The 15,170-nt window shown below is 41.8% G+C and carries 18 protein-coding genes; 16 read left to right on the plus strand and 2 right to left on the minus strand.

Going from position 1 to position 15,170, the window contains the following annotated elements; all coding sequences use genetic code 11:
- Positions 1 to 7 precede the first annotated feature (7 nt).
- Both ACJJIE_RS17170 and ACJJIE_RS17175 read left to right on the plus strand, forming a co-directional pair.
- Positions 8 to 286: a YheV family putative zinc ribbon protein gene (locus ACJJIE_RS17170; protein WP_282930528.1), complete on the plus strand. Its 279-nt coding sequence runs from the start codon at positions 8 to 10 to the stop codon at positions 284 to 286.
- Positions 283 to 1,113, plus strand: a complete 831-nt coding sequence (locus tag ACJJIE_RS17175; RefSeq protein ID WP_444892457.1) for a hypothetical protein — start codon at positions 283 to 285, stop codon at positions 1,111 to 1,113. Before ACJJIE_RS17170 ends, ACJJIE_RS17175 begins: the two co-directional genes overlap by 4 nt.
- Before the next feature lie 211 nt (positions 1,114 to 1,324).
- Here the strand turns inward: ACJJIE_RS17175 and ACJJIE_RS17180 are convergent, their stop codons facing one another.
- The gene (locus ACJJIE_RS17180; RefSeq protein ID WP_444892458.1) at positions 1,325 to 2,611 is read right to left on the minus strand and encodes an MATE family efflux transporter; all 1,287 of its coding nucleotides are present in this window, start codon (positions 2,609 to 2,611) and stop codon (positions 1,325 to 1,327) included.
- 953 nt (positions 2,612 to 3,564) lie between these two features.
- Here ACJJIE_RS17180 and coxB point away from each other — a divergent pair.
- Genes coxB through ACJJIE_RS17200 form a run of 4 tightly spaced genes read left to right on the plus strand, consistent with a single transcriptional unit; the run spans position 3,565 to position 7,753 of the window.
- The gene (gene coxB / locus ACJJIE_RS17185; protein WP_413663910.1) at positions 3,565 to 4,710 is read left to right on the plus strand and encodes a cytochrome c oxidase subunit II; all 1,146 of its coding nucleotides are present in this window, start codon (positions 3,565 to 3,567) and stop codon (positions 4,708 to 4,710) included.
- Between the two features lie 20 nt (positions 4,711 to 4,730).
- Positions 4,731 to 6,281, plus strand: a complete 1,551-nt coding sequence (gene ctaD / locus ACJJIE_RS17190) for a cytochrome c oxidase subunit I (RefSeq protein WP_282930524.1) — start codon at positions 4,731 to 4,733, stop codon at positions 6,279 to 6,281.
- A gap of 3 nt (positions 6,282 to 6,284) precedes the next feature.
- A complete protein-coding gene (locus tag ACJJIE_RS17195; RefSeq protein WP_444892459.1) occupies positions 6,285 to 6,857 on the plus strand; it encodes a cytochrome c oxidase assembly protein in 573 nt (190 codons plus the stop codon).
- A 5-nt stretch (positions 6,858 to 6,862) separates the two neighbouring features.
- Positions 6,863 to 7,753, plus strand: coding sequence for a cytochrome c oxidase subunit 3 (locus ACJJIE_RS17200; protein WP_282930522.1), 891 nt, complete (start codon positions 6,863 to 6,865; stop codon positions 7,751 to 7,753).
- Between the two features lie 45 nt (positions 7,754 to 7,798).
- Here ACJJIE_RS17200 and ACJJIE_RS17205 read toward each other — a convergent pair whose 3' ends face one another.
- Positions 7,799 to 8,038 carry a DUF2909 domain-containing protein gene (locus ACJJIE_RS17205; protein ID WP_444892460.1) on the minus strand — a complete coding sequence of 80 codons (240 nt, stop codon included), beginning with the start codon at positions 8,036 to 8,038 and terminating at the stop codon, positions 7,799 to 7,801.
- A gap of 17 nt (positions 8,039 to 8,055) precedes the next feature.
- Here ACJJIE_RS17205 and ACJJIE_RS17210 point away from each other — a divergent pair, with 17 nt between their 5' ends.
- The 10 genes from ACJJIE_RS17210 (at position 8,056) to ACJJIE_RS17255 (ending at position 15,106) form a co-directional block, all read left to right on the plus strand.
- The gene (locus tag ACJJIE_RS17210; RefSeq protein ID WP_444892461.1) at positions 8,056 to 8,832 is read left to right on the plus strand and encodes an SURF1 family protein; all 777 of its coding nucleotides are present in this window, start codon (positions 8,056 to 8,058) and stop codon (positions 8,830 to 8,832) included.
- Complete coding sequence (locus ACJJIE_RS17215; protein ID WP_282930520.1) at positions 8,819 to 9,457, plus strand: redox-active disulfide-containing membrane protein; 639 nt, start codon at positions 8,819 to 8,821, stop codon at positions 9,455 to 9,457. The genes ACJJIE_RS17210 and ACJJIE_RS17215 overlap by 14 nt, the downstream gene beginning before the upstream one ends.
- 25 nt (positions 9,458 to 9,482) lie before the next feature.
- Positions 9,483 to 10,574, plus strand: coding sequence for a COX15/CtaA family protein (locus ACJJIE_RS17220; RefSeq protein ID WP_444892462.1), 1,092 nt, complete (start codon positions 9,483 to 9,485; stop codon positions 10,572 to 10,574).
- A gap of 37 nt (positions 10,575 to 10,611) precedes the next feature.
- Entirely contained in the window at positions 10,612 to 11,505 is an 894-nt protein-coding gene (gene cyoE / locus ACJJIE_RS17225) for a heme o synthase (protein ID WP_444892463.1), read from the plus strand.
- A 7-nt stretch (positions 11,506 to 11,512) separates the two neighbouring features.
- Complete coding sequence (locus ACJJIE_RS17230; RefSeq protein WP_413663917.1) at positions 11,513 to 12,181, plus strand: SCO family protein; 669 nt, start codon at positions 11,513 to 11,515, stop codon at positions 12,179 to 12,181.
- A 56-nt stretch (positions 12,182 to 12,237) separates the two neighbouring features.
- Entirely contained in the window at positions 12,238 to 13,029 is a 792-nt protein-coding gene (locus ACJJIE_RS17235; protein ID WP_282930516.1) for a CPBP family intramembrane glutamic endopeptidase, read from the plus strand.
- A gap of 197 nt (positions 13,030 to 13,226) precedes the next feature.
- Positions 13,227 to 14,423 carry a dipeptidase gene (locus ACJJIE_RS17240; protein ID WP_444892464.1) on the plus strand — a complete coding sequence of 399 codons (1,197 nt, stop codon included), beginning with the start codon at positions 13,227 to 13,229 and terminating at the stop codon, positions 14,421 to 14,423.
- Between the two features lie 57 nt (positions 14,424 to 14,480).
- Positions 14,481 to 14,741, plus strand: a complete 261-nt coding sequence (locus ACJJIE_RS17245) for a hypothetical protein (protein ID WP_444892465.1) — start codon at positions 14,481 to 14,483, stop codon at positions 14,739 to 14,741.
- Between the two features lie 12 nt (positions 14,742 to 14,753).
- Positions 14,754 to 14,933: a hypothetical protein gene (locus ACJJIE_RS17250; RefSeq protein WP_282930513.1), complete on the plus strand. Its 180-nt coding sequence runs from the start codon at positions 14,754 to 14,756 to the stop codon at positions 14,931 to 14,933.
- A 2-nt stretch (positions 14,934 to 14,935) separates the two neighbouring features.
- Complete coding sequence (locus ACJJIE_RS17255) at positions 14,936 to 15,106, plus strand: hypothetical protein (protein ID WP_282930512.1); 171 nt, start codon at positions 14,936 to 14,938, stop codon at positions 15,104 to 15,106.
- Positions 15,107 to 15,170 lie beyond the last annotated feature (64 nt).

The following is a 15,170-nucleotide window of genomic DNA, read 5'->3' on the forward strand; positions in this document are numbered from 1 at the left end:
AGTAGTCATGATGAAGAAAGAAGATTCGGCTGAGTCTGGTAAGATCGTAAAAAAACGCTTTATTGCAGGGGCTGTGTGCCCCCGCTGTAGCGAAATGGATAAAATTATTAACTATCACAAGGATGGGAAAAATTATAGGGAATGTGTTGCCTGTGGGTTTAAGGATGAAATTCGATTGCAGTCAGCGCCAACAGAACTGTCTACTCGTGTTAACCAAGATACAGAGAAAGATATTCACGAGGAGCCAGTGAAACTTATCCAACCCACAAGTAGCCGTAAAAAGTGAAAAAAATATTTTTTATACTGGTGGTTTTTATTGCGGTTGCGATCATAGGTCTCTATGGCCTTGATCGCCATCGAAAAAAAACAGAGCAGCAGAGAGAACAAGTTGCCTACCTATTGGCGAGCTGTGTGAATCAGGGGATACTTACGTTATTCCGTTTACAAGCAAATGACTGGAAAGCCCATCCAGATTTTTACATTGAAGAGGAAAATAGGTTGGGAGTAGCTGTAAAAGCTTTACCTGATCAAATCCTTAAAGGAGAATCTTTTGAAAAGTGGAGACATGCAATAAAGATTTGTGACAAGCTCACAAGGAATAGCAATTTGCAACATGTCACTATTTTTCGTCCTCTGGGCGATTTCTCCGAAAAGGAAATCTCCAATATATATACCTTGAAAGATCGCGGTGCTCTGCGGAAGCGGGAAAAGACTATTCACGCACTATATGAATCAGCAGAAGCTGCAGCTCGCTATATGAAAGACCTAAAGCGAGATATCAATACGCAATTAAAAGCCTTTCGTTTTTCAGATAAAGAGCGCGAATTAACTCTTCAAAAAATCAGTTCTCAGGTTTTAGATAATTACCAACAAGGTAATTTTTCCAAAAAGCAGGCAGATACCTATCTGGAAAGAGTATCCCTTTTTTACAAAACCATGGCTGAGAATCCAAAGTCCTATAGTGTCCGAAACGGCAGCCTATATTTTTATAGCCAAGAATTAAAGCAGAGGGTTGAAGACCTATATGGCGCTGTTATACAGGGGGAGGGAGCGTTTTATGGAAATTTTAAGCAAATTCTAGTGCAAAAACAGGTACAGTCTTCAAGCTATTAAAAATATGAGCGGGTTTTATTATTTGTTGCTTTGCCCGCTCATTATTTACCAACCTGAGATTATAGCTTTAAATGTGTTTGTAGCATCATAAGAGATTTACTATTTTGATAGTGAGTAATCCTGACTGAAATAGTTAATTTCTCAATCGCAAAATTTGTCATATTCTGTTATTTATACATTAAAAAATAACTCTAAATATCCTGCCACAGTTTTACTGTAATTTACGTATCCAGGAATTGGTTACAGTGTAGTATTGAAAATATACTATGAGTCCTAAAGATCGTGCTCCGATCCACAAAAACAAGCTGAACCATATGCCTGCATTCCCCCAATCCCTTGTAAACCACCAGGCGGGAAAGAAAACCAGTACTGAGGCTATAAACATAGTATTACGCATATCGCGACTTTTCCCAGCACCGATAAAAACACCATCGAGCTGATAGCTCCAAACCGCTAATAAAGGTAGTGCACAGAGCCACCAATATACCTGTTCCGCTTGGTGGATTACTGGTTTGATATCTGTAAATAAGGATAGAATCAAGGGTTTCCCTGAAACTAGTACCAGCGTAATCAGGACAGCGCTTCCCAGGGCCCACAAACCTGCACTGCGAACGGTATTTCTGAATAGAGCCGTTGATCTCTTTGCCATGGATTCCCCAACCAAGGCCTCGGTAGCATGAGCAAAACCATCCAGGGCATAGGAAGTCATCATTAATAACTGTATAAGAATAGCATTTGCAGCAAGTACATTATCACCTTGGGCTGCCCCTTGTGCAGTAAAAAAAGTGAGTGTTAGCAAGAGCAAACAGGTTCTTATAAATAAGTCTGTATTTATCTTTAAAAGATTAATCCATGGGGATGAATCGATCCAGGGGAGAAGTTTCTTCTGCCCAATTTCTTTGCGTATATAGGCCCAGATATCAACATGAACCCTGGTAAGAAGATATAGACCCAGTAGAAATGCAAAAATATCGGCGAGTACCGTTGCCGCTGCTGCACCTTTTGCCCCTAGGCCCAGGCCAAGAATAAATAGGAAATCGAGGGCTATGTTCAGTAGATTGGCAGCGAAAAGTATATATAGAGGCGCACGGCTATCTTGTCGACCAATAAAAAAACCCAGAATGGCAAAGTTTGCCAGAGCCAGGGGGGCAGATAACAGACGTATTTGTAGGTAGGCCAGTGCGTGGGGTTGTGCTTCCTGACTGGCATTCATCCACTCAACGATATAGTAGATTAAAGGAGAGGCAACAATAAACAGAGTGATTCCCAACCCCATGGCTAATACTAGTGCACGTACTAACCATTGAATCCCAAGATCTGTACTCCGAGCCACCAGTCCGGTAGTACCCATGCGCAGAAACCCAAATGCCCATAAAAGCATCGACATTACGCTAGCCCCGATAGCTACACCGGATAGGTACTCTGCAGATGGAAGGTGACCAAGAATTGCGGTATCTACTATCCCGAGTAAGGGCACTGAAATATTACTCAGTATCATTGGCCAAGCCAGATTCCAGACGCGAGACATAGGTTGGGATTCAAGTTTTGTAGAAGAAGGCATAAGTCATAACAACTAACGGATAGATTGGCTTCTAGCCGAAATCGGAAAAAGAAAAGCTGTGCAGGTGGATTCTACCAATGGTGTCAGTACAGAGCTGATAAGTTACTTTTCCTAAATCGGTCTCCCAATACTGCTATTAGCAATTCATTTCATAACGCTTACAAAATCGAAACGAAATATTTGGCGGAAAAATCATTTTGATTGAGTGTAGATAGTACAGGATTCTGTATTGATCTGCCTGACAATCCTCAAGCTTATTGAAACTAATCTGTCTTGGTTGTGTGAAGCAGTCAGAATTTAGTATTAGAGATTAAAAATTGTTGTCAATCTGTGTAAAAGCAATCAGGGGCACTTGAACCCGAGGATTTATACTTCTCGTGGCAGCATTATTAATGCTTGATTAGTTGTCATCTTTCACCAAATAAATTGCCATGTCTCTATTTGGAGCGACTTTTTTTCTACTTGTGGAAAAGTATCCTATCAAAGTGGTTAAATTTATTTGTTAATCACCGAATTTTTTCACAAAGCGACAACGTTATTCAAAAATGATCCCGATTGACTTTTTCTTGTCGATGTGTTCCTTTTGTACCTGCAGTAGTTGCGACAAATAAAGAAACTGGTTGTTGGTTGTACCTTTCCGGACGACGACATCTGGAGTAAAAAATCTTTTACTAAGAATAACAAGTTGCACTGACGGCAGTAACGCGAGGTGGTCTCCTCGCCCAGTGTATGTAGTCTTGTGTTACTACAGTATGTCCACAAATTTTGTGTGGAATTAATCCTGTTAGGCAGTTGATACAGGTAAAATTCGCTTATCCGTGAAGGCCAGTGGCCAAAATAAAAATTACGGGTTTCTCTGAGAGACCCGCAACCACGGAGATCTGTAGGCGATGTTGAAAGGCTTTGATCGGCTGTTCGCCTTGCTGGCTACTTCGCTATCTGCACAAGCGGTGTTAGCGAATGAGCAGGACGTTGAGCGCTGGGGGGTTAATATGCCCCAGGGGGTGACAGAAGTCGCCCAGACCACCTACGAGCTACACATGCTGATCTTTTGGATTTGTGTGGCTATAGGGGCATTGGTGTTCAGCATCATGTTTTACAGCATGTGGCGTCACCGCAAAAGTAAGGGATACCAAGCGGCCCAATTTCATGAGAGCACGGTTGTGGAGTTGGTGTGGACTATTATTCCCACTGTCATCCTGATTCTGATGGCGATTCCGGCAACCAAAACACTCTATGATATTTACGATACTGAGGAAGAAGATCTCAATATCGTAATCACCGGTTATCAGTGGAAGTGGAAATATGAATATCGGGGCACTGATGTTTCATTCTTTTCCAGCTTGTCCACTCCCAAAGCTCAAATTGATAACCTCCAGCCTAAGGGTGCCAACTACCTCCTAGAAGTCGATGAGCCCCTGGTTGTTCCTATCAAGAAAAAAATCCGCTTCCTGATAACTGCCAATGATGTGATACATGCTTGGTGGGTCCCAGATCTAGCCGTTAAAAAAGATGCAATCCCTGGTTTTATCAATGATGCCTGGACGCGTATTGAGGAGCCGGGAATATATCGCGGACAGTGTGCTGAATTGTGCGGAAAAGACCATGGATTTATGCCTATTGTTGTGAAAGCTGTGCCACAGGCTGAATACGATGCCTGGTTGAGTTCTCGTGCAGCAGAAGCCATAAAAATGCGTGAACTTACAGCGAAGACATTTACCTTCGAAGAGCTTTTTGCTCAGGGTGAAAAAGTCTATACACGCACATGTGCCGCCTGCCACCAGCCGAACGGGCAGGGAGTACCCGGTGTATTCCCGGCGATTGCTGGATCAAAAATTGCTACCGGTCCCCTCAATGGCCACTTAGATATCGTTATCGATGGTTCTACGGTAAACCCCGCAATGCAGGCTTTTGGTGAGCAGCTATCAGAAGTGGATCTGGCTGCGGTAATTACTTACCAGCGAAACGCTTTCGGCAATGAGATGGGTGATACCGTCCAACCCGTAGATATCCTCAACTTCAAGAATAAGCAGTAAGCGCCCGGAGGAATTTAAGAATGGCACATGGTCCTCAGCCCGGTATAAAGCGTTGGCTCTATACGACCAACCACAAAGATATAGGCTCTATGTATTTGTGGTTTAGTTTTGCGATGTTCCTGCTCGGCGGATGTATGGCATTGGTTATACGCGCTGAATTATTCGAGCCCGGTTTGCAAATTGTACAGCCGGAATTTTTCAATCAAATGACCACTATGCATGGTCTGATCATGGTATTTGGTGCAGTTATGCCGGCTTTTGTGGGGTTGGCTAACTGGATGATACCAATGATGATTGGTGCGCCAGATATGGCACTGCCAAGAATGAATAACTGGAGTTTTTGGATTTTGCCCTTTGCTTTCGCAATGTTGGCATCGACCTTATTTATGGAAGGAGGAGCACCTAATTTCGGCTGGACATTTTATGCGCCACTTTCAACGGAATATGCACCACCCAGCGTAACCTTCTTCATTTTTGCCATTCATATTATGGGTGCCTCGTCCATCATGGGTGCGATCAACATTATCGCTACCATTTTGAATATGCGTGCTCCTGGTATGACCTTGATGAAAATGCCGTTGTTTGTATGGACCTGGCTGATCACTGCTTACCTTTTGATTGCCGTAATGCCGGTGTTAGCCGGAGTAGTGACCATGATGTTGATGGACATTCATTTTGGCACAAGTTTCTTCAGCGCAGCCGGTGGCGGTGATCCGGTTTTATTCCAGCATGTGTTCTGGTTCTTTGGGCACCCGGAAGTTTACATTATGATTTTGCCGGCCTTTGGCATTATCTCTGCAATTATTCCCACCTTCGCTCGTAAGCCTCTTTTTGGATACAGCTCCATGGTATATGCCACCGCAGCAATTGCATTCCTGAGCTTTATCGTATGGGCGCACCATATGTTTACTGTGGGAATGCCGATTGCTGGTGAGCTGTTCTTTATGTATGCCACAATGCTGATCGCTGTACCTACAGGAGTGAAAATCTTTAACTGGGTTTCTACCATGTTCCGGGGATCCATGACGTTTGAAACCCCGATGCTTTTTGCAATTGCATTCATCATCCTTTTCGCCATCGGTGGATTCTCTGGTCTGATGCTAGCGATTGCGCCTGCAGACTTCCAATATCACGATACGTACTTTGTGGTTGCCCATTTCCACTATGTGCTGGTTCCTGGTGCAATCTTCTCAATTACTGCTGGTGTTTACTATTGGTTGCCCAAATGGACTGGCCATATGTATAGCGAAGTTATGGGCAAGGTACATTTCTGGCTGGCATTTATTGGTCTCAATGTAACTTTCTTCCCAATGCACTTTGTTGGCCTGGCCGGTATGCCACGTCGGATACCTGATTACGCACTGCAATTTGCGGATTTCAATCAAATATCCAGTATCGGTGCCTTCCTATTTGGCGCTGCACAAATAGTATTTTTGTTTAATGTGGTTCGAACTGTAATGGGCGGGAAAAAAGCATCTGATCAGGTTTGGGATGATCCTGAAGGACTGGAATGGACGGTTGCTTCCCCGGCCCCATATCACACGTTTAGTACGCCACCGGTTGTACGTTGACCTATGAAAGTTGGAGCAAATGCAAAGGTAACTATCAAGCTGCTGGCCGTGGCGACCAGCATGCTGGTATTTGCAATTTTCATTATGCCGCCTATTTACGATGTCTTCTGTGAAATCACAGGGCTCAATGGTAAAACCGGTGGTCGTTATGAAGCTGTGCCAGCTGCGGTTGATAAAAATAGGCTGGTCACAGTGCAATTTGTGGCAAACAATAATGAAAATATGCCATGGGAATTTCGCCCGGGTGTGATGTCTTTGAAAGTACACCCTGGAGAAATTAAAGATACTGTTTTTATTGCAGAAAATAAGACATCTAGGGATATGGTTGGTCAGGCAATTCCCAGTATGGTTCCTTTCAAAGCTGCTGAGTACTTTCATAAAACAGAGTGTTTTTGCTTCAACCAGCAAGAATTAAAAGCGGGAGAGACTGCAGAATTACCACTACGTTTTATTGTGGATCCAGATCTTCCCGCAAGTGTTAATACTGTAACGCTTTCCTATACGTTGTTTGATGTAACGGAAAGGTTTGCCAATAAAACCGATAAGAATGATATCGACCCCGAGCGAGAGGGATAAAAATTATGGCTAGTGAAAGCAGTTATTACGTGCCCGAACAATCCAGGCTGCCAATTTTTGCGACGATAGGTCTATTCCTAATAGCGTTCGGCGCAGCAAATTGGATTAATGGAGGAAGCTCTTATATTTTCTTCACCGGTGCGTTAGCGATGGCCGCAGTTTTGTGGTTTTGGTTTGCTGCCGTAATCAAAGAGAATATGGCAGGGCTCAACAGTGAACAGTTAAAGAGATCATATGTTTGGGGGATGGGCTGGTTTATATTTTCTGAGGTGATGTTTTTTGCTGCGTTCTTTGGAGCACTTTATTACATACGCAATTTTACAGTTCCCTGGCTAGGTGGTGAAGGTGATCGTGGAATTTCCAATATGCTTTGGGAGGGATTCGAAAGTAGCTGGCCCCTATATGTGACTCCTGACGCCGCAGCAAACGGAGAAACGGCAAAATTTATGGGGCCTAAAGATGTGATAGACCCATGGCACTTGCCACTATGGAACACCATCATACTTCTCACCTCCAGTGTAACTGTACACTTCGCACATGTTTTCCTGAAAAAGAATCAAAGAAAAAATTTCAATATATTACTGGCAATCACTGTGGCATTGGGTGGGGCGTTTATTTTTCTACAAGGTAAAGAATACTACGAAGCCTATCAACACTTGGGGTTAACACTTGAGTCAGGAATCTATGGTACAACATTCTTTATGCTGACCGGATTTCATGGTGCCCATGTCACACTCGGTACAATTATGTTGTTGATCATGTTGTTAAGGTCTGTGATAGCCAATCATTTTAGACCTGATGATCACTTCGGCTTTGAAGCAGCAAGTTGGTATTGGCATTTTGTCGATGTAGTTTGGGTCGGGCTGTTTATATTTGTATATGTTCTAGGTGCTTAATGTGGGCAAGGCTTTCTATCGTATAAATAGAAAGCCTTTGTTTTCTTAATATTTATCAGCCCAAGGTGCCGTTTTTGCCAAAATGCCACTTTCAAAGCCGTACCAAATGGCAAGAAGTAAGAGTGACGCTAGGAGTATTCTAATACCTAATGCGTAGAGTGTGCGCTTGGATTGAGGTGTTCCCATATCTCTAAGTAGAAAAAAAAGTGCACTTGAAAGACTGACAAGTACGGAAAGGAATAGGACAACAATAACAATCTTTAGCCACATTTTATTATTTTCCATTATTTATGTAGTTGCGCATGATAGTAGATATTCCATCAGCTTCTGCGAAAGATATCAGTTTACCACTGATTCGCAATTGGCCCATCACGATATTTTCTCTGGGTGCATTCATCCTTTTTATTTTTTTAGGATTGTGGCAGCTTGATAGAGCAAAGCAGAAAGTCGAACTTATACAAAAGGTAGAGAGTAGGCTCTCTCTGCAACCGCAGGAAATTTCAAATCTAAGTTCTTATCAAGAGTATGCGTCTGTAACTTTAGCGGGAGTTTTCCAGAAGGAAATATATTTTCTGGATAACCGGACCAGAAACGGTCGTGTGGGCTATGAAGTACTACAAGTATTTTCAACAGAAAATACTGATTGGCTTGTCAATAGAGGTTGGATTCCCTCTGCTGGCGACCGAGATAGCTTACCTGAAGTAACAGCTTTACTTGATGTGAAATCACTTCAGGGCTACTTATACCCTATCGATACTGAATCCTACTCGAATGTTAGTATAGACCCGGTTTTTAAAAATAGAATTCAACAAATAAATTCAAATTTCATTGAGGCTACCGGTTTAGTCAACAATAGATGGTCGATCCGTTTGTTTGCGGATTCAGGTGCAGCTTTAATTACTGATTGGAATTTTTTCAATAGTGGCCCTGAAAAACATCAAGCGTATGCTTTCCAGTGGTTCACGATGGCAATAGCTATCTGGCTTTTATGGGCTTATTCAGCCACAAATATTATTTTTAGATTACGTCGTAGATTGAGTAGAAGTTTGAAAAAGGAGTTTCAAAATGAAATCAAATAGTCAGCCAGTTTCACCTGAAAGAAATCTGAGCAAAAGGAAGCCAGCGAATAAAATCATTCAAGGACTCTCAGTGCTAGCATCCGTCGTACTCCCAATTACAGCTGCCTATGTCGTTTACTATACGGGCTTAGGCATGCCTAAAGAGACGATTAATCAAGGTGAATTATTGCAGCCCCCATTTGATATCACTGAAATAAAAATCACCTTTCAAGGGCAACAGCAATCCCTGGCACAAGAGGGAGAATCAAAATGGCGCTATCTAATATTAAGTGACAGTGATTGTGGTAAAGATTGTGAAGATCTCTTGTATATAAGTAGGCAGGTTCATATTCGGCTGGGGGAAAAAGCTCATAGGGTTGAGAGGCTACTGGTGGTTGGTGATAGTTTGGATGAAGAACGACAAGAACAAATACAAATTGAGCATCCGAAACTAAAAATAGTGAATTTGGATGATGAAAACTTTAAGCAGTTGGTACAAAAAACTGATCATGACGGTGTGACTTTAACCAAGGCGTTGCTGGTTGATCAGGAGGGTTATGCAATGATGGCCTATGATCGGCAGCATAGCGGAAACCAATTGCTTAAAGATATAAAAAGATTATTGAAGTACTCCTACGAGCAATAAGAATAGTATTCGGAGATTTTCAGTAGTGTCTAAACAAGAAACCCCTAAGAATTGGCGACATATCATTACCTGGGCGGCCTGTATTCTAGCTGTCGTAGTTGTTGTTCTAGGTGCATTTACTAGGTTGGTGGATGCCGGTTTGGGCTGTCCAGACTGGCCTGGTTGTTATGGTCATCTCACCTGGCCGAATGATATAAAAGAAATTAAAACGGCCAATATGATTTTTCCGGACTCTCCGGTAGATGTTAGTAAAACTTGGCCGGAAATGGTTCATCGATACTTTGCAGGAACTTTACTTTTATTCGTTGTATTACTCACTTATCTTGCTTGGAGAGATCGGCAAGCCCCAACCTTTAAGCAAACACATATTCTTTTAATTATTATTATACTGCAAGCTGCTTTTGGGATGTGGACGGTAACCTTGAAGCTTTGGCCGCAGGTAGTTACTGCTCATCTATTAGGTGGAATGGCAACATTATCTATGTTGTGGATTCTCTGTGAAAGGTTGGCTGATAAACCTAGACAATTACATGGGAGGTATTTGCCGGGAATAAGGCGATTACGGCTACTTGCTCTGACTGCAGTTGCAATAGTAATTCTACAGATTGGACTCGGTGGTTGGACCAGCTCTAATTACGCAGCTTTAGCTTGTCCAGATTTTCCAACTTGTCATAACCAATGGTGGCCACAGGCAAACTTTGTAGAAGGCTTTAATATTTTTCAACAAATTGGCCCAAATTATTTAGGTGGTGCATTAGAGAGTGATGCACGTACGGCAATACATCTTGCCCATCGTATTGGAGCACTGATTACAACAGCAATTGTACTCATTCTTTCAGTTTTAGCTTGGAGGTCTGGGTTGAGAGGTTGGTCATTATGGCTTAACGGGGTACTACTTCTTCAAGTCAGCTTGGGAATAGCAAATGTTGTTATGTCTCTACCATTAGGGATTGCTGTGGCACACAATGCTGGCGCAGCTCTTCTACTTCTTAGTCTGCTAACTTTTTGTTATCGAATATACACAATGAATGCTGTCATTATAAATAAACAAGAGGTAGTCGATGTGGAAGTAATAGAGCGGGGAGAAGGTTTAACTACCGTATCCAATCTTAATTAGATATTAAGCGTATATAAATATAAAAATAGGTGCGAATATGGCCATAAATTCCACGGGAATACATCAAATTCAATGGCGGGACTACTATGAGCTTACTAAGCCTCGAGTAGTTATGCTTATGCTGTTAACTTCTGTTATTGGAATGTTTTTAGCTGTTCCAGGAATGGTGCCGCTAGATATTTTAGTATTTGGTAATTTGGGAATTGCATTTTGTGCGGGTAGTGCTGCGGCAGTAAATCATTTAGTTGATCGTCATATTGATACAAAAATGGCTCGTACTAGCAATCGCCCGATTGCGAAAGGACGGGTTGAGCCAACTAAAGCTATTGCTTTTGCTCTTAGCTTGGGCGTGACGGGGATGTTTATCCTATTGGTTTTTGTAAATGCCCTTACCGCTTGGCTAACCTTAATATCTCTTCTCGGATATGCGGTGATTTACACCATGTTCCTGAAACGCGCCACACCACAAAACATTGTTATAGGTGGGCTTGCAGGAGCCGCTCCGCCCTTACTGGGATGGACTGCGGTTACTGGGGAAGTGCATGGGCATGCATTGTTGTTAGTATTGATTATTTTTGCTTGGACTCCTCCACATTTTTGGGCCCTTGCCGTACATAGAAAAGAAGAGTATGCAAAAGCTGATATTCCTATGTTACCGGTTACGCATGGAATACCCTATACAAACCTAAATATAGTTTTGTATACCTTTATTTTACTGGCCGTTAGCCTATTGCCCTTTGCTACCGCGATGTTTGGGTGGTTATATTTACTGGGTGCTGTCGTACTTGGGTTTGGTTTTGTTTATTGGAGCTTTGTAATGCTCATTGGAAAAAACCCCAATGCTGGTATGGAGACTTTCAAATATTCGATAATCTATTTAATGGCACTATTTTTTATCATGCTATTAGATCATTATTTAATTGAAGTGTGAGGGAAAAGTGGAAAATCAATATTCTGCCATCGATAAACAGAAACGTGGAATTAGAATTACCGTTATTGTTCTTTTAGTATTGATTCTTGCTGTGCTTGCAGGATTCATACATAAGCTCGGACAGCCTCGTATTATCACTGATGAGGAGCTTAGAATTAATGGCACTGTAAAACTGCAGAGACCAAGAATCATAGAAGATATACAATTATTGTCTGATGACAGTAGAGATTTCTATACCAAAGACTTTCAAGGTAAGTGGACTCTGGTATTTTTTGGGTTTACCCACTGTCCAGATATCTGTCCAACAACTCTATCTACACTTAATAATTTTTATAAAACTTTAGACGAAAGTACCAGAGCATCTACAGACGTAGTACTCGTCTCGGTTGACCCAAGTAGGGACAAGCCGGAGCAGTTGGGGCAATATGTCCGGTATTTTAATTCTGAATTTCGTGGTATTACCGGTGATTTTTTTAAGCTGAAGAAATTTGCCACTCAGCTAAATGTACCTTTTAATAAAGTTTCTCTTGCTGAGGGCGGTTATACTATCGATCATGGGTCTCAAGTTGTATTAATTAATCCTAGAGGGCATTATCACGCTTTTTTTAAGGCACCTTTAGATCCTGCAAAAATGAAGTTGACCTATCGTTCAATACGAGCGACCTTTAATGGATAGTGAAGGAATCGTATGAGCTATTGTTATCAAATAAGATATTAATTCTGGGCCAATCGATGCAAAATGAAGTTGCTGCTTTAAGGAGAAGAAGAGATCAGACACCATCTGGTATGGTGAGTCCTTGGGCTGCACCTATCTTGCTATCACTTTGTTTCATTCCTTTCGGCTGGAGTGGGCTGATAGCCCCCGTAATCTGGATTTTTCTGCGGGCAATTGAGTCTACTAGCGGTTGGTCAAGAGCGCTGTCTTTTCTTTCTGTAGCTCTTTTAATGCTTATATCGGGATTAAATTTGCTTCCCGGCAGTGAACGTGTCCAAGTATTAGCGCCCTATACAGATACAAGTGGTAATCTTATCTATGCCAGTATAAACAGCGGTAAAGCAATTATTTCTATTGCTTTATTGGCTTTTATGTTGCGCATGAAGCAGACCTTCCGTTTTACGGACTTACCCTATCTTTTATTGGCTATATTTACTCCCATTGCATTAGGTCTACTCCTGTATACACCTTCGATAAAATTTACTGGCACTATCGCCGTTGCAGCAATGATTAACTTAGTAATTGTTTGCATTTCTGAGGAGGGCTTCTTCCGGTGGATATTACAGCGGGGTAGCGAAGAGCTACTAGGGCGCTGGCGCTGGTTGTCCGTACCAGTTGTAGCTACGGTATTTGTGCTTCTACATGGAGGGTGGTCAACAGATATCTCCGCAGTGCTATTATTGATAGTCGCTTCAATCTGTTATGCATTGATTTGGACATTGCGACAGAATTTTTGGATATGCGTAATGGCGCATTGGGGGGTAAATCTTTTGCATATGCTTTTGCTACCTTACCCGTTACCCGGCTAAGCTATACATCATCTAATTTTGGTCATTGTTTTAATGTTACCCCTAAGATTCAGCCAATCTGCAGCTATAAGAAAGACAACGATTTAATCTTTGTGGATTAACGAATCAAATTAATGTACTTAAGAAATGTGGCTCTAGATGAACATCATCTATCGTGAATTTTGCAGATATATTCATACAAATAGGGAGATTGTCATTTGAAAAATTATTTTTTAGTTGGAACATTATGTGCACTAACTTGCAACCCTGTATTTGCAGGTGAAGGTAAAGATCTAGCTCAAGAACTGGTTCAAGAGTATTTGATTGTTGATGGACATGTGGATGTTCCCTATCGTCTCGAACAAGCTGAAGAAGATGTTGGGATTAGTACGGATAAGGGAGACTTTGATTACCCTCGAGCTAAAGCAGGTGGACTAAATGCCCCTTTTATGTCTATTTATGTTCCAGCAGAAAAGGAGGATGAGGGTATTGCCAAATCTTATGCAGATACTTTGATTGATAAAGTAGAGGCAATGGTCAAACAGCACCCGGATAAATTTGCAATACCTAAGTCAATAAATGATCTACAAAAGCAAGTCAATGCCGGCTTAATTTCTTTACCCTTGGGTATAGAGAACGGGGCTCCTATTGAGGGGGATCTTACCAACTTAAAGTACTTCTCTGATAGAGGGGTGAGGTACATTACCTTAGCCCACTCAAAGAGCAATCATATCTCTGATTCCTCGTATGATAAAAACAGGCCTTGGGAAGGTTTGAGTGCTTTTGGAAAGCGCTTGGTACGAGAGATGAATCGGATGGGAGTAATGATCGATATTTCCCATGTGTCGGATGCGGCTTTTTGGCAAGTTATTGATTTATCTGCTGTTCCTATTATCGCTTCACACTCTTCGGCAAGGCATTTTACGCCGGGATTTGAACGAAATATGAATGATGAAATGATAAAAGCATTAGCCGATAACGGTGGCATTATCATGATTAACTTTGGCTCCACATTTATCAGTAAAGAATCACTGAATTCATACCGTGAAATAAGTGAGTTGGTTGATATTTTTGCTAAGGAAAAAGGCTTGTCCAAAGATAGTAAGGAAGTGGAGGAATACACTGACAAGCTTTCCCGTGAGAAGTTTATCTTTGCGAAATTAGATGATGTTCTTAATCATTTCGATCATATCCGAAACCTGGTAGGAGTTGACCATATTGGCATCGGTTCAGATTTTGATGGCGTCGGAGATAGTCTGCCAATCGGTTTAAAAGACGTCTCAGAGTACCCACACTTGGTTGAAGGACTACTAAAACGTGGATATAGCAAGCGAGATATTAAAAAAATTCTGGGTGGAAATTTAGTCAGAGTTTGGCAAGCTAATGAAGCTTATGCCAAGCGCCATAAAGGTTAGGCACCTAATCTTCGAACTTAGCTAGACTGCACTATTCTGTTATTAGTGTTCGAGCCGATGAAGCCCGTTCTTATACTATTAGCGCAGTCTTTAATTTTGGCCGATTATTTTCGATCCAAAAAGTTACGATTGATAGTGGGTTGGACTGGAATACTGATTTCCAGTGTATTCTTTCTGTGGGGTATTTTGGGGTTTATTACTTTTATTCCCTCTATGTTGGATGTTTTTGGTGTACTGGGATTGCGGATTCCTGCAGGTATAACTATCTTCGGCTTGCTAATGGCAGCGCTTGGTTTCTGGAAATTTGATGAAGATTAGAGGATGTGGTGCGTGTTAAAAGTATCAGATTTCTTTATCTTGGTGGCGGTTTTAGTCTCTCTGGCACTGTCAGCCGGCTTGTGGTTTAACGGCTATAAGGAGCAGGGCATTTTTACCGCACTTTGGGTTCCCACTATTCTGACGTTGGGTATCTATTTCAAAGTGACAGCTTTGCTAGCCCGCAGGAATTAGACGTGCCAGAAATCTACCTATTATTTATTGGAGTGGCAGTTTCGCTTTTTGAATTGGTTGGTATTTTGCTGGGAATTCGCGAGTTTCGAAAGGCTGGAGAAGAGATGGCTAAACAACGCATTTCATTTGAGGTCGCAGCAAATAAATCTAGAAGGAATGGAGTGGAAAAGTAATTATAGGTCAAGTACCTTAATAAATGCGAAACAGAAAGGGAGGCTAAAGGTCTCCCTTTCTGTT

The sequence above is a fragment of the Microbulbifer maximicatervae (SeqCode) genome (genome assembly GCF_052467325.1).